The organism is Pedobacter punctiformis (genome assembly GCF_027213715.1).
GTDB lineage: Bacteria > Bacteroidota > Bacteroidia > Sphingobacteriales > Sphingobacteriaceae > Pedobacter > Pedobacter punctiformis.
Genome location: NZ_JAPWGM010000006.1, coordinates 1 through 15,464 on the forward strand (window position 1 = coordinate 1; position 15,464 = coordinate 15,464).

9 protein-coding genes and 1 rRNA gene are annotated in these 15,464 nt (G+C 36.4%); 4 read left to right on the forward strand and 6 right to left on the reverse strand.

Translation table 11 applies throughout. The features are described 5' to 3' along the window. Positions 1 to 209: 209 nt before the first annotated feature. Positions 210 to 321: ribosomal RNA gene (gene rrf / locus O0955_RS15655) — 5S ribosomal RNA — on the forward strand. Positions 322 to 685: 364 nt separating this feature from the next. Continuing rightward, positions 686 to 2,455, forward strand: coding sequence for a S8 family peptidase (locus O0955_RS15660; protein ID WP_269428502.1), 1,770 nt, complete (start codon positions 686 to 688; stop codon positions 2,453 to 2,455). A gap of 38 nt (positions 2,456 to 2,493) precedes the next feature. Here O0955_RS15660 and O0955_RS15665 read toward each other — a convergent pair whose 3' ends face one another. The 6 genes from O0955_RS15665 to O0955_RS15690 form a co-directional block, all read right to left on the reverse strand. Then, on the reverse strand, positions 2,494 to 3,273 hold the full coding sequence (locus O0955_RS15665) for a polysaccharide deacetylase family protein (RefSeq protein WP_269428503.1): 780 nt from the start codon (positions 3,271 to 3,273) through the stop codon (positions 2,494 to 2,496). Continuing rightward, positions 3,274 to 4,206 carry a glycosyltransferase family 2 protein gene (locus O0955_RS15670; RefSeq protein ID WP_269428504.1) on the reverse strand — a complete coding sequence of 311 codons (933 nt, stop codon included), beginning with the start codon at positions 4,204 to 4,206 and terminating at the stop codon, positions 3,274 to 3,276. A gap of 329 nt (positions 4,207 to 4,535) precedes the next feature. Further along, the gene (locus O0955_RS15675) at positions 4,536 to 6,134 is read right to left on the reverse strand and encodes a SusD/RagB family nutrient-binding outer membrane lipoprotein (protein WP_269428505.1); all 1,599 of its coding nucleotides are present in this window, start codon (positions 6,132 to 6,134) and stop codon (positions 4,536 to 4,538) included. 9 nt (positions 6,135 to 6,143) lie between these two features. Continuing rightward, positions 6,144 to 9,245: a SusC/RagA family TonB-linked outer membrane protein gene (locus O0955_RS15680; protein ID WP_269428506.1), complete on the reverse strand. Its 3,102-nt coding sequence runs from the start codon at positions 9,243 to 9,245 to the stop codon at positions 6,144 to 6,146. Between the two features lie 34 nt (positions 9,246 to 9,279). After that, positions 9,280 to 10,302, reverse strand: coding sequence for a FecR family protein (locus O0955_RS15685; protein WP_269428507.1), 1,023 nt, complete (start codon positions 10,300 to 10,302; stop codon positions 9,280 to 9,282). Between the two features lie 51 nt (positions 10,303 to 10,353). Continuing rightward, a complete protein-coding gene (locus O0955_RS15690) occupies positions 10,354 to 10,995 on the reverse strand; it encodes an RNA polymerase sigma-70 factor (RefSeq protein ID WP_269428508.1) in 642 nt (213 codons plus the stop codon). A gap of 279 nt (positions 10,996 to 11,274) precedes the next feature. Between O0955_RS15690 and O0955_RS15695 the strand changes: the two genes are divergently transcribed. Next, on the forward strand, positions 11,275 to 12,174 hold the full coding sequence (locus O0955_RS15695; RefSeq protein ID WP_269428509.1) for an ROK family protein: 900 nt from the start codon (positions 11,275 to 11,277) through the stop codon (positions 12,172 to 12,174). A 135-nt stretch (positions 12,175 to 12,309) separates the two neighbouring features. Beyond that, positions 12,310 to 15,459 (forward strand): SusC/RagA family TonB-linked outer membrane protein, encoded by a 3,150-nt coding sequence (locus O0955_RS15700; protein WP_269428510.1) that lies wholly within the window; start codon positions 12,310 to 12,312, stop codon positions 15,457 to 15,459. Positions 15,460 to 15,464: the final 5 nt, after the last annotated feature.

Sequence of the window (15,464 nt, forward strand, 5' to 3'; positions counted from 1 at the left end):
AGCCCACCAGAGCCGATGGTACTGCGGTAACACGTGGGAGAGTAGGTCGGTGCCAAATCTTAAACTGCTAACAGCAGATTAATAAGAAACCCTGTAACTATCAGTTGCAGGGTTTTCTTGGTTATATACAAGGGTATAGTTAAATCAATAGCTGTTGATTATTGCCTTGCCCATAGTGAATTGAAATATTGAAATCGATATAAAAACATTTAGGTGCCTATATCGGTGGTGTCCACCTCTTCCCATTCCGAACAGAGAAGTTAAGCCCACCAGAGCTGATGGTACTGCGGTAACACGTGGGAGAGTAGGTCGGTGCCAAATCTTAAACTGCTAACAGCAGATTAAAAGAAACCCTGTAGTTCAATCTGCAGGGTTTTCTTGGTTTATAACCATTCAAGCTAAAACCCATCAATTGAAATGATTTGTGCATTATTCCTATAAAGCACAGCCTTTGGTCAGTTAAACCTGACCGGCATGGAAATCCTTTTTGGTGAAGAGCAAATTACCTTTAAAAACCCATGCTCCAAAAAGATTGTAATAAAGGGCAGGGCGACTGGTACCGATAAAACACCGGCAATCGTTTCTTAATCTCCAATGAAAAATGCTTTTTAATACGTTAAAAAATCATAAATCTTTCCCTCAGGATGCAATAAAACCGTATAATTGCAGTATTACGTAAATCGTTATGATGAATTCTAACTTAAAGAAATTGATGTTTTTCATCTTTTTCCTTTGCTTACAAACATTATCCTTCGCTCAGAGTAAAAAAGTACAGCTGCCTGCAAACTGGCATAATCTTGATTTATTGGAAAGTGGTTTTTTCGGCATTAGTACGGAAAAGGCTTACCGTGAGGTTTTAAAAGATAAAAAACCAAAAGAAAAAATTATTGTGGCTGTAATTGACGGAGGAGTAGACATTAATCATGAGGATTTAAAAGACGTTTTGTGGACAAATACGAAAGAAATTCCGGGTAATGGCATAGATGATGATGGGAATGGTTATGTTGATGATGTACACGGCTGGAATTTTATAGGTTCCAAAAAAGGTAATTTACAGTTTGACAACCTTGAACTGGTACGTTTATTAAGAATTTATACTCCAAAATATCAATCCACTACTAACCTTACTCCTTTGGACAGCACGCAGAAAGAGGAATTTAGACTATATAAAAAGATGGTTGGCGATTTTGGTAAAAAATATGAGGATGCAAGTAATACATTTTCGGTTCTTATTGCCATTAATAAGGTTTTAGATTCTGTTGCAAAAATTAATAATAAAAAAATACCTTCTTTAGAAGACATTGACAGGTATAAAGCAGATGATGAAACAGAAGAGCAGGTGAAGACGATTATTAGAAAGGGAGCAAAGGAAGATGGAAGTTTCGAGAAGTTTTATAAAAATATTAAGGATGGTTACGAGCAATACGATGCAATGCTTAAATATAACCTTAATCCTAAATATGATAAAAGAGCGGAACTGGTTGGTGATGATTATTCAAATGCAAATCAAAGAGATTATGGTAACAATGATGTAAAAGGACCGGATGCGGTGCATGGTACACACGTATCGGGCATTATTGGCGCTAACAGGGTAAATAACGTGGGAATTATAGGTGTGGCTGATTATGTAAGTATTATGGCGATAAGGGTAGTGCCAACGGGCGATGAAAGGGATAAGGATGTGGCTAATGGGATTAGATATGCGGTAGATAATGGTGCAAAGGTAATTAATATGAGTTTTGGGAAAGGTTATAAATGGGATAAGAAAGCGGTTGATGAAGCGATTAAATATGCAGAAACTAAAGGCGTTTTATTGGTGCATGCAGCTGGTAATGATAACCAAAATAATGATGTTGATGAGAATTATCCAAATAAATATTTCGACAGTAAAGAAGCTGAAGACTACAAAATAGCCCATAAAGTAAAAGCCAGACCTGACTTTGTGCCACCAAAAAATATAGCGCAAAATGGTATGGGGATGCGCCCCCCACTGGATGGAAGAGTTATTGAAAAGCCGTTAGCTTTAGATTCGGCTAAATTTAACCTTCCACATGCTAAAAACTGGATTGAGGTAGGGGCAAGTGCTTATAAAGATGACGACAATTTAAAGGCTGATTTTTCAAACTATGGCAAGTATACCGTTGATGTATTTGCGCCTGGATTTTTAATAAATTCAACCATTCCTGACTCTAAATATGAAGATTTGGACGGTACGAGTATGGCATCGCCGGTGGTTGCCGGTCTTGCAGCTTTAATTTTAAGCTATCATCCCGATTTTACTCCTGTGCAGGTTAAGGATATTATTATGAAGTCGGTTTCGAAAGTAAATCATAAGATAAAATACAAAAATGAAAAAGGCGAGAATGTTCGCGTATTTTTTTCTGAGATCTGTGTAAGCGGAGGCATTGTTAATACTTATAATGCATTAAAACTTGCCGAAACGTATAAGAAATAACATCTCTTATAGATTAGCCGTATTGAAACAATAGAATATTATAAGTGATTACGCTCAATGAAATGTTGAAACGTTCCAAAACTATATTTTTTTGACTTCATCCAGAAGATTAATGCATCCATTCTTGCGGTCATTTTTGATCCGGTGTTTTTTCTAACGTAACCAGGAAACCCAAAACGGTTAAAATCGCTTAAATCTGTAAATTCCCAGGGATGAAAATAAATATTGAGGTACTTATCTTTTTTATAAGTCCAGCTGGATAGGAATTTATAAATCCCAAGCGGAAGATTATGAAAGGATAACCAAAATAGCGGAAACCGGATAAGCGGACTTACTGAAGCCGGAATTTGCAGTACATTTTCCTTTCTGAAATACGTTCTGGAAATGTTGAAATTATTGTACCGGCCCGGTAAATAAGTTGGGTTAATGGAAGTATTGTAGGTATAGCCCGCTTTGAAAATTTCATGCTCATCCACCGGCATCATTCTCGCCATGCGATAACCGGTTATTGCTTTACCAGATAATTCTTCTAATTTCAATTTGGATTGTAAAAGATGTTCAGGTTTAAAATCAGAGTGATAATAACCATGTGATGCCAGTTCGTGGCCACTTGAGATAATCCTTTCAATTAAATCGGGAATGTTTTCAGCAAAAGTTACTGTGCAGAAAAAGGTTGCTTTAACGTTATGTTTGTCCAGCAAATCTAAAATAGAAATAGTACCAGCTCTTGAAATGGCAATCTGATCTTCAAAAGAGATATCCTTGCCGTATTCAAATGGCATATCAAACTCTTCAATATCAAAACTTAAAAGAATCATTTATTTATTTTGAATGTTTGTTGAGCGGATAATATAATTCGGACGATTTTTAGTTTGCATAAACATCTTACCAACGTATATACCAATAATGCCTAAAATAATTAATTGTAGTCCTCCAAAGAAAACAATAGTCATAATTACGGAGGCCCAACCCGATACTTCAACATTATTTATAAAAGAGTAAAGTACATAAGGAATGTATAAAACGGAAGCTAAGGAAAGGATAAAACCTAAATAAACTGCAGTATAAAGTGGTTTTATGCTAAATGAAGTTACACCATGCAACGCAAGCCTGATCATTTTTTTAACGGTATACTTACTTTTTCCTGCAAAGCGGGCAGCAGGATTATATTTTAGTGCATATTGCTTAAAACCGAGCCATTTGACAAGGCCTCTTAAAAAAGGCTCATTTTCATGAAAATTTCTAAAAACATTTACAACTTTCTGATCCAGAAGGCGAAAATCTGCAGAGCCTGGTTCCAGTTCAATATCTGATAAATTGTTTAATACTTTATAAAACAAACTGGATGAACTTCTCTTGCTTTTGGATAAGGATTTATCGTCTTCGCGGATGGTGTAAACCACTTCATTTCCTTCTTCCCATTTCTTTAGCATTTCAGGAATTAAATCCGGTGGATGTTGCATATCGCAATCCATAGAGATTACGCAATCGCCAAAAGCATGATCCATACCAGCTTTTACTGCTAATTGGTGACCAAAATTTTTAGAAAATTCAAGAAAAAAGACATTAGCCGATGTTTCAGCATATTCTTTAATTTTTTCGAGTGTTTGATCTGCACTTCCATCATCAACAAGAATAATCTCGTGATCGTAATTAAGGTTTGAAAATACGTTTTTGATACTTTCTATAATTACAAAAATATTATCAGCTTCGTTGTAAGCGGGAATAACTATTGAAACTAATTTTTTCATTTATAAGCAGTCAAATGGCAATCTAAATTATTCTTCATCATCTGGCACAATAGGGTTCCCAAATAAAAACGCAAAAGAGGTATTAGAATTTGCTAAAATAAATTCTTTTAGAAGCGTCTGAAAACAATTGTTGTCGGTAAAACGAAAACAACAACAATTAGGCTACAGATGAAATTACAAACTGGCGTTTCCGGCAAATGTAATTGCTCTTATTAATTTAAAATCACTAATGGAGTTATTTATTTGGTGTTGCAAGATATGAATTTTAAAGAAAACTTATCAATAAAGTTACATTGTTGCAACGATTAAATTCCTTAAAAATAATTCGGTTATTTATCCCACCAAACCCTTGAGGTTAACACGTCGCCTCCTGCCAGGCGGCTTACCGCAGCTTTGTAATTATTGGTATTATTCAGTATTTCGGTAGATAGATAAATCATTCTTCTCGGAATAGTAGCGTTAGTTACATTGCCGGTATAATTAACAGGTACAAGTTCTGGATAACCACTGCGTTTCCAGTTTAACCAGGCTTCGATAAAATTGAAGTTTGTTCCGGTCGTAATCCAGTATTGTGTATTAATGGCTTTAAAAGAATTTTGAATACTGCTTTCATCCAGGGGATTTTGAGCAACATAATTGCTGATTACTGTGGGGTTTATTTCTGCCAACGGATCCAACTGACTCATGGATCGCAAGGAAGCTGTTAAACCATTGTTATAATGAAGTTTGGCCGTACCAGTTACATTCCAGCCTCTAACCTTAGCTTCGGCGAGCAGAAATTCGGTTTCTGCGTAAGTCATTACAAAAATAGGACCGCCCAGTTTCAGGTAAACCGATGTTCTCGGTCTTGAATATTTTCCTAAAGGGGCAAAATCCGTACCCGTTCCGGTGCCGCCGGGGTAGCCTGGCGAATTGCGAATATCAGTAGTGCCTTCCTGCAAATCAAATCCATTTGGCATTCCTATCTGAACTGCAGGATCATTATTGCCTTTTAAATTTTGATTTGAATTTTGAGCTAAACCATCCAGCGGAACTTCTCCAATTACACCCAGTCTGGGATCATTGGTGCTTTTTAACTGGTCTATTAAAGTTTTACTCCATCGAACTTCCAGATAATCTGAAAAAGTTCTTAAGGCAAGAGAGATTCCATTCTGACTGTTAAAAGATAGCATATCTGTAATTAAAATAGCATTGTCATCAACTCCGGAGAAAGTTTTACCGACCGTTTTTTCTGCCCATTCTCTGGCTTTTTCCGGGTTAACTTTGGTTAGCCTCATGGCAACCCGAAGCATTAAAGAGTAACCGAATTTTTTCCATTTATCAATATCCCCTTTGTAAAATAAATCTGCGGTAGGTTTAGGTTTTTGAGGATCAAGGTTGTTAATTGCATTTTCAAGATCATGCAGCATGGTATCATAAATATCTTCCTGCTTATCGTAAACGGGGTATTTAATGCCCTGCATTGCTTTTGCAGCTTGCAAATAAGGTACATCACCATAAGTATCGGTTATTCTTTGTAAAATTAATACAAACATGATGTCGCCGATATTGATCAGGTTAGAGTTGGCCTGCTGGTTTTTTAAACTTGCCAATCTTTGCATTTCTCTAATGGTAGAAGCCTGCGCATAGCCTTCATTAAAAATTCTTCCCTGATAATCGGTAAAACTGGCCACATTAATATACTTGTCGCCATTGTTATAGTAATAATAGGTAGAAGCAAACAATTGCATCATAGTGCTTTGGTAAAGCAGCTGATGATAGCCAATATTGACATATTTTAACTGTGCTGATGAAAGCAAATCATTAGGGTCATAATTTTTTTCGGTTACCTTAGTCGGATCGGTATTTATTTCATCCAACTTTTCTTTAGAACAACCTGAGTAAATTAAACAGAAGAAACCAGCCATATAAATCATTGCTTTTTTCATGATGTGCTATTACTTAAATTTTAAATTAACGTTTAAACCAAAGGTTCGTGTGGCAGGTAAAGATGCGCCCTCAATACCTGCGTATGCAAGTACAGGGGAAAACTCAGACTCCGGATCTATATTCTTTGTATATTTTAACAATGTAAATAAATTTCTGCCAACCAAATCAATACTAATGTTTCTAAAAGGTGTTTTCTTTAAAAAACTTTCTTTAAAAGCATAACCAAGAGTTGCCTGTCTTAATTTGATAAAACTTCCATTTAGTACCGACAATGCAGAAATATTGCTGGCCAGCTCAGGATAATAATTATAGGCGGCTACAACCGTTGTATTCCGGTTTCCATTTTCGTAAACACCGTTGGCAATAATTCCGCTTTCTCTGCCGGGTATGGTGGCCTGATTTAATCCGTTTACATAAGAATAGTCTTCAGTTGCAGATAAAATTTTATTTCCAAACCTAAAATCAATTAAAAAAGAGATATTAAACTGTTTAAGGGTAAAACTATTATTTAAGCCACCATATAATGAAGGAATGGTGCTTCCCATCGGGATAAAATCACCCCGTTTAGGTATGCCATCAGACCCAATTATAACATTGCCGGCATCATCACGCTGATAATCATAGGCCATAATTTGTGTAATTGGTTTTCCTACAACTAAGGCAGTATTGGCATTTAAAGGACGGTAGGCACCTGTTAAAGTATAATTGCTGCTGCCATCAATCGATAATAATTTGTTTTTTACCTGAGTAAGATTAAAGTTAAGCTGCCATTTTTTATTCTTGCGTAAAATTGGAATATATTCTATGGCAAGTTCAGTTCCGGTGTTTTTTGTTTTACCTAAATTAACATAAGCAGAAGTAAAGCCAGTTGTTATAGATTGCTTGGCATTAATAATTTCATTATGGGTTACCCGGTAGAAATAAGTAAAGTCAATATCAAGTCTGCTGCCAAAAAATTTCAAATTTAAACCAGCTTCAAATTCACTTAACGTAAAGGGTTTTAAATTGTAATTTGGTAAATCTTTCGAAAAACTACCCACAGGCACTCCGTTAACCTGATTATCAGATGAATAATAGATCTGTGTAGTGTAAGGCACAATGGGCTCGCCACTGGTTTTTGCATAATCCAGTCTTAACTTTCCAAAGCTTAAGTTTTTAATGGAAAGGAGATCAGAAAAAACAAAACTTCCTGAAATACCCGGTACAAATATGCCTCTGTTATTGGAGGGGAGTGTAGAATAGATATCGTATCTTCCGGTTAAAGATAAATTAAGGAATCTTTTGAAGGCTAAATCGGCAGTATAATAGGCAGATTCAGTCACTATTTTTGAGGTGGTGTTGGTATTCGTTCTGGTAATTAAATTTTCTGGCGTGTAGAGGTAAGGAATAACGAATTGTGATCCCTTTATTTTTCTGGTATTGCCATTTCTTTCCGTATAATTTGCACCTAAGGAAATATCAAGGTTTAAATCCTTAGTCAGATCTCTTTTAATAGAAAGAAGGAAATCTGTATTTAGTTCTGAAGTTTTTAATTTATCAAATGCATTTAATCCCCCTTGCCGGCTCACTGAAAAAGCAGTTCCTGTTGGTAAAACACTTAATATATGGTCGTTACTAATGTCGTAACCAAATCTACCTTGAACAGAAGCCCAGTTATTAAATTTATATTTTACTGATGCCGAAGAAATGTAGCGGTTTCGTTTAGCAAAATCAGTTTGCTTGTTCATCAGGAAATATGGGTTCGTTTTATATTCGTCTGCGTTCCAGCGGGTTTCATTTCCGGTTACCTCGTCATATCCCGGTGCTAAAAGTGCCTGATCTAAACTGGTTGCTAAAGCGGCAATACCATAATTTGCATTAAGCGGACCATCACTTAAATAGCTCTTGTTTTTATTGTTTTCGTAAATAAAATTGGCATTAAAGCTTAAGGTTAGTTTTTTTGTTAAATCAAAAGAGCCATATATATTGAAAGTTTTTCTATTGAGATGCCCGTTTTTTAAAATGGAATTATAATCCAGATTGGAAGCGGAAACACGATAAATATTTTGATGTGTGCCACCAACCAAAGATAGGGTATTGGTAAAAGCCGGAGCAGTTCTGTAAAAATTTGCAATATTGTTTTTGGCGGGTAAATAAGGTTTGGATGAACCATCAATTTGTGGACTAAGTGCACCATCCATTTTTTCTCCCCAGCTTAAAATTCCGGTTGAGGCGGCGTTATAAACATTAACCGGTCGTTTGTTTTGCGAACCCTGGCCATAAATATATTGGAAATCCGTATGGTTCACCGGGCTTTCTAAAGAAAGATTGGTGTTATATTCGATGGTTGGGCCGGCATTATCTTTACCACTTTTTAAGTTGATGAGAATAACACCATTTGCTGCTCTGGCTCCATACAGGGCCGATGCCGCAGAGCCTTTAAGAATGGTTATGGTTTCTATGTCATCCGGATTAATGTTACTGATTCCATCACCATAATCTGCCCCTCCATATTCGTTGGCACTTCCGCGAAGGCTATTATCTATGGGGACACCATTAACCACAAATAAGGGAGATGCTGCAGACATGCTGGCTACGCCACGGAGTAATATCCGGGCAGAGGAGGAGGGACCTCCGCTAACGCCGCTAATGTTTAAGCCGGCTACTCTTCCCTGCAGGGCCATAATCATATTGGATTCTCTGGCCCTGCTTATTGAACTACCCTTGATTGAAGTTACCGCATAGCCAATTTTTCTGTTGTCCTTTTCTATGCCTAAAGCAGTAACCACCACTTCGTTCAACATCTTTACGCTATCCGGCTGGTTTGTGTTTGCAGCAACAGGTTTAATTACAATCAGCGCATTAGGGAGCAAAGCATATTCATAATCTGTGTTTTTTAAAATTCGATTAAGTACCTGAATAACCTCAAGATCATTTACACGGATGGTCACCTTTTTTTGAGGAATTTTTGATTGGCTAAAAACGAAATGATAAATCGTTTGATTTTGGATGGCTTCAATTACGTTTTCGAAATCTGCAGATTTAAAGTCAAGCGTAACTTTTGTTTGCGAATAGCTATTTACTGAAATTAAGAGAAATGTTATAAATAGTAATTTCTGTGCAAGCTTCATAAAAGGGAGTGCGCATAACCTGGGTTAGAGTTGCTTAATTATAAAGATAAACAATTTTACCCTGTACGTTAAAATTAAAATGCTCAATCATTTTTAACGCTTTCAAGGCATCGATAATGCTTTCTCCCTTAAATTTACCAGTAAATTTAAACGATTTTAATGCTTCGTTCTTAAATACAATTTTAACATCATACCATCTTTCAAAAAGTCTGGAAATAGAGGCGAAATCATTGTTTTTAAACATCAGTTCGTGTTTGGTCCATGATGTTTCTATAATTGAATTTACATCACCGGCAAAAAAATATGTTAACTTACTCAAACTGGCTTTATGGTCGTGATTGGTCAGTACGAATTTTTCACCCGGATTAAGAATAAATGGCGTAGCGGTATTATCTTTTAGTCTGATTTCAACCCGTCCTCTGATGAGCGTAGTTTCAGTAAAATCATCATTTGGATAGGCTTTAACATCAAAAGCAGTACCCAAAACTTTAACCTGTATTTTATCCGTATGAATGATAAAAGGACGTTCAGCATCTTTTTTAACATCAAAATAAGCTTCACCAGCTAAATAGACTTCTCTTGTATCGCCCTTAAAATTTGCCGGGTACTTAAGCTGACTGGCTGAATTTAGAGTGACTGTTGTACCATCGGCCAGAGTAAGATTTTTCTTTTCTGAAGCAGGTACATTAATAGATTGCCAGTTAATCCGGTCATTATTAAAATAACTCTTATAAAGCACAACGCCACTTACAAAAAGAATAAGAACAGCGGCAATCTGAAACCAGATTTTAAAATGATGTTTTGACTGGGTTGGTTTAATAATTACTTCCTCATCAACTTGTTCGGGTATTGCAATTCTGGATTTTATCCGGTTAAAAACTTCATCAATATGCTCATCCGGGCCTTCTTTTTCATCAAAATAGGCATTTAGTGATTTATATTCCTGGCGATAGCTTTCGTCGCTGCTCAATAATAATTCCAGCTCATTAGATTCTTCCGGCGAAATTTCACCAGTCAGTTGTTTGCCAAGCAATTCTGTAAATCTTTGATCTGTCATTTATCTTTTACCCTGTTTATACTATATAGTACCTGTTTGCTCCAAAATTGCCTACAAAATATTAAAAAAAGATATCATGCCCAGTATAATAATCAAACTTATAAGCCTTTCTGCAATTTCTTCTCCGGCATTATTTTGCTGGCTCGGCCTTAAAATTAACCTGAGTTTGGCAATGGCCCTGAATAATTGGGTTTGCACAGTTCTCGGACTAATTTCCAAAACTTCCGCAACCTCTTTATACTTCATTCCGTTTTCTTTAATCAACCGAAAAATAATTTTAGCCTGAGATGGTAAAGTCTCTATGGCATCATCTAATTTTTTATGCAGTTCCTTTTGTTCTAAAATACTTTCCGGATTAAAATAATTAACCGGATCATGCACTCCGGTATCTCCTAAATCGATAAACGTAACACCCGAATTTTTTTTTAGATGTTTTAAGGATTGATTTCTAATGGCAACGAAAAAGTAACTTTCGGGATTTAAAATATGAGTGCTAACCTTTCTGTTTTCCCAGCACTTCACAAAAACCTCTGCAACAATATCTTCTGCAATTTCTCTGCTGTTAACGTAGTAGACCGATAATTTAAGCAAACCCGTATACAGATAACGATATAAAGCTTCGAAGGATTTTACATCATCCCCGAGGCAAACATTTGTCCATAAAACAAGAAGATCCGGCTTGGCTGCTTTCAATTTCGGTCAGATTTATTTGATCAATGTAAGGTAATAAATAAAAATAATTTTCAAAAAATGTATTTGCCTGTAGGCATTTTTTTTAAAAAACAGATTCTTGTTAATAACGGCACTCTGGTTTTAACTCCGGTTATAATTTATACCAGCCTAACCAATATAAACCATTTACTATATGAGCAAACACCTGCAGGATACTTTTCTGTTTTTTAAATCTTTTTACATAAAAGGATTTACCTATTCTGTTCAGTTTCTTAATCGATCAAGCTATAACCAATAAAAATGATGACAAATAAACATGTACTAGGCGTAGACATTGGCGGATCGCACATTACCGCGGCCGTATTAAATATGGAAGACAGGTCACTTCTTGGAAATTCATACACCCGAACATGGATAGATTCTCACGGTAAGCCGGAGCAAATTATCCAAAGCTGGACCAATACTATAAATCTTGCTTGTCAAAAGACAGGTTTAAAAGTAGAAAAATTCGGAATTGCCATGCCTGGGCCTTTTGATTACGATCAGGGCATTTCTTACATCGCAGGCAATGATAAATATGAAGCCTTTTATGGCTTAAATGTTAAAAATATGCTGGCCGGGGCACTTAATATTTTACCTGATGATATTTTGATGAAAAACGATGCCTCTTGCTTTTTAGCCGGCGAAGTATTTGCGGGGGCCGCAAAAGGGTATGAAAATGTAATCGGCATTACACTGGGTACAGGTTTAGGTTCTGCGGTTTTAAAAAATAAGGAAGCGAAGGATGCGAATCTTTGGTGCTCCCCATTTTTGGATGGCATTGCAGAGGATTACCTCTCTACCCGGTGGTTTTTGAAACGTTATTATGAAATATCCGGACTTAACATATTAAATGTGAAGGTGATGACTGGATTGTATAATTATAGTCCAACGGTAAGGGAAATATTTATGGAGTTTGCCAATAATCTCGCTGCCTTTTTGAAAGTATTTCAGCAAGAAGTTAAGGCTGATGCCATTGTTATTGGAGGAAATATCGCTAATGCCTCTGAAAATTTTCTTCCATGGGTGATTAAGCAATTAAAGACATTTAACATAGAAATTCCGGTACTGATATCAACATTAAATGAGCATGCCGCCATTGCAGGGGCAGCAAGCTGCTGGGAAAATAAACCAACAGCAGGTCGTTCCGTAAACATCTAAAAAATAATTTACATAAAACGATTTTCTTGTAGGCAATTCATTTAAAATAATGCTCTCTACTAATAACTGCACAGCCGAGCCTTTTGGTTGTGCTGCAATTAACCAAATAATAACCAAAGTTTATTCTTAATGAGTATGAAAAAATCATTACAATTAACATGTTTATTGCTTTATGCATCCACAAGTTTATATGCGGCTGAAATTGTCAATAACCTAAAACCATCAGCATCTTTTAGTGCTTTTTATCAGGATCCGGTAAAAGGAACCGTAAAAGATGCAACGGGCACAACCGTGCCGGGGGTAACCGTGAGCGTTAAAGGTGCTCAGCTGAGTACACAAACAAATGCTTCAGGGCAGTACACCATACAAGCCAAAGCCGGTGATGTATTGGTATTTTCATCTATTGGTTACCAGAGAAAGGAAATTACGGTTGGTACACAAAGTGTTATTAATGTAACGCTAACAGATGATTCTAACGATCTGGAAACGGTTGTGGTAACGGCTCTGGGCATAACCAGACAAGCCAGAACTTTGACTTATGCTACCCAAACCATTAAAAGTGAGGATATAAACAATGTTAAAACACCAAATTTAATTAACAGTTTAAACGGTAAAGTAGCAGGTGTGCAAATCAACCGTACCTCGGGCGGTGCCGGTGGTTCGGCCAGGATAACGCTGCGTGGAGATAAATCTACACGCAACAGTCAACCTTTATTTGTAATTGATGGGATGCCTATTTTGAATCCCACAGGAGGTCCAAACGTAGATATTTATAGTTCAATGCCAGATAACGGGGATATTTTAAGTACCATGAACCCTGAAGATATCGAAAGCGTGAACTTTTTAAAAGGCGCTTCTGCTTCTGCATTATATGGTAGTGCCGGTAGTAATGGTGTAATTTTAATTACAACACGGAAAGGAAAAAATGGAGTAAGTAAATTTGATTTTTCAAGTAGTGTAACTTTCGACAGGGCTTCAGTACTTCCTGAATTACAATACAGCTATTTGCAAACTACAGCACCAACACCAGCTTCAGGAGCTATTGATGCAACCGCAGGAAGCCGTGAAAGCTGGGGAGCAAAAGGAACATCACCTGATTATGTAGATGATTTTTTCCAGACAGGAGCAACCTGGGTTAACAGCGTAAATTTTACTTCTGGAAATGAACGTTCGAATAATTTTTTCTCTTATTCAAATACTGCAAATAAAGGTATAGTTCCAACGAGTAAGTTTGATCAGAATACCATTAATTTTAGAAATTCTAGTAAGTTTTTTAATGATAAATTAACACTTGATGCAAATTTTATGGGCTCTTTGCAAAAAGTGCTCAACCGTTCTAATCCAGGCACTTATTTTAATCCATTAACGGGATTATACCTTTTTCCACGCGGATTGGATTTTGATAATTACAAAAATAACTATGAATATGCATCGCCATCAAGATATTTGAATGCGCAAAATTGGTGGAATCTTAATTTAGACAAGAAGTTTACAGGTTCTGATGAACAGCAAAATCCTTACTGGATTTTGAACCGTAATCCAATCACAACCAACAATAAAAATGCCTATGCTGCTGTATCCTTAAACTATGCTATTAACAATTGGTTAAGTGTACAAACAAGAGGTAACTATAACTATTATTATTCAGAAGCTGAAAGAGATGTATATGCAACCACATCTTCAGTAATTAGCGGTACTAACGGAAAGGTTTATAACAATAAATTAGATTCTAAAACTTTTTATGGCGATTTACTTTTACTGGGTAATAAAAACCTGAATAAAGATTTCAACTTAGGGTTTACTTTAGGTGCTTCTATTTCTGACAGCAAAAAGCTAAATACAACCTTAGAAAATGGTTTCCTTTCTTATCCAAACATTTTTGCCATGTCTAACCTTATTTTTCCAGGTACAAATGATAATGGAAGACATCTAAGGTTAGAAAATCACCACATTCAAACACAGTCTTTATTTGCCAGTGCACAAATTGGCTATAAAAACAAATTGTTTTTGGATTTAACCGACCGACAAGAATGGTCTTCAACCTTAGCATTCACGCCTCAGCAAACTTATAACTACTACTCGATCGGTGCAAATGCTATTTTAACCGATTTATTTAAGTTTCCAACAGCTGTAAATTTTGCTAAAATAAGAGCATCCTATGCAACAGTAGGTAATGGAATTGAAGATAACAGAACAAATCCTCAACCTAATATAGATGCCGGTACTTATGTTGGACCTGATGGTGCCCCGGTTACAGTAGGCGGTTTATATTTAAGGCCTGAGCAAAACCAAACGATTGAAATCGGTACAGAATGGCGTTTATTAAATAATAAATTATCACTGGATGTAACCTGGTATAAATCTAATATCAAACATCAGTTCTTTAAAGATGTTTCTATTACAGGTGGTGTTGCTGCCGGAACCAAAGGTGATATTAGTGCCGGAAACATTCAAAATACAGGGCTAGAGGCTACTTTATCTTACAAAGCATTTGTTGAAAATGATTTTAAATGGACTACGGGACTTAACTTTTCAAGAAACAAAAACAAAATTGTTCAATTGTTCCCTTCCGAAGTTAGTGCAGATCCTAACGCAAAATACACCTTATCAGGCGGCGGACTTAATTATTTGAAACAAGGTGGTTCATTTGGTGATATTTATGGCGCAACATTTAAAAGAAATGCTGCAGGTAACGTTATTGTTGATGCAAATGGTGCGCCTGAAAGAGACGAAAAGAATACTTATTTAGGCAATCCAAATCCTAAAGCCATCATAGGGTGGAATAACAGCTTTAGCTATAAAAACTTTACCCTTAATGTATTGGTTGATGGCAAGTTTGGCGGTAAGGTGTTGAGCTTATCAGAGCCGTATTATGATGCAGCAGGTGTAAGCAAAAGATCAGCTGATGCCCGTGATGCAGGTGGTGTAACGGTTTCAAATGCGGTAACAGAATCAGGAACAGCCTGGACAGGTACAACCACAGCTCAAAATTATTACACGGCAATAAGTGGTGGTGGAAAAAATGTAATCCACGAAGCTTATATGTACAGTGCAACTGCAATTCGTTTAAGAGAACTTTCTATAGCTTATCGTGTGCCTGTTAAAAGCAAAGTATTACACGATTTAACATTGAGTGCAATTGGTTCAAATCTGTTTTTCTTCAAAAAAGATGCTCCGTTTGATCCTGAACAAGTTTCGGGTGTAAATGCGGGCGGTGTTGGAGTTGATGTATTTGGAGCACCAGCATACAGAAGTATAGGGTTTAGTTTAAAATGTGGTTTTTAATAAAT

Bases quoted from the DNA above. Each gene is read 5' to 3' on its own strand.
- O0955_RS15660 (WP_269428502.1), top strand. From the start codon at position 686: ATGATGAATTCTAACTTAAAGAAATTGATGTTTTTCATCTTTTTCCTT.
- O0955_RS15665 (WP_269428503.1), bottom strand. From the start codon at position 3,273: ATGATTCTTTTAAGTTTTGATATTGAAGAGTTTGATATGCCATTTGAA.
- O0955_RS15670 (WP_269428504.1), bottom strand. From the start codon at position 4,206: ATGAAAAAATTAGTTTCAATAGTTATTCCCGCTTACAACGAAGCTGAT.
- O0955_RS15675 (WP_269428505.1), bottom strand. From the start codon at position 6,134: ATGAAAAAAGCAATGATTTATATGGCTGGTTTCTTCTGTTTAATTTAC.
- O0955_RS15680 (WP_269428506.1), bottom strand. From the start codon at position 9,245: ATGAAGCTTGCACAGAAATTACTATTTATAACATTTCTCTTAATTTCA.
- O0955_RS15685 (WP_269428507.1), bottom strand. From the start codon at position 10,302: ATGACAGATCAAAGATTTACAGAATTGCTTGGCAAACAACTGACTGGT.
- O0955_RS15695 (WP_269428509.1), top strand. From the start codon at position 11,275: ATGATGACAAATAAACATGTACTAGGCGTAGACATTGGCGGATCGCAC.
- O0955_RS15700 (WP_269428510.1), top strand. From the start codon at position 12,310: ATGAAAAAATCATTACAATTAACATGTTTATTGCTTTATGCATCCACA.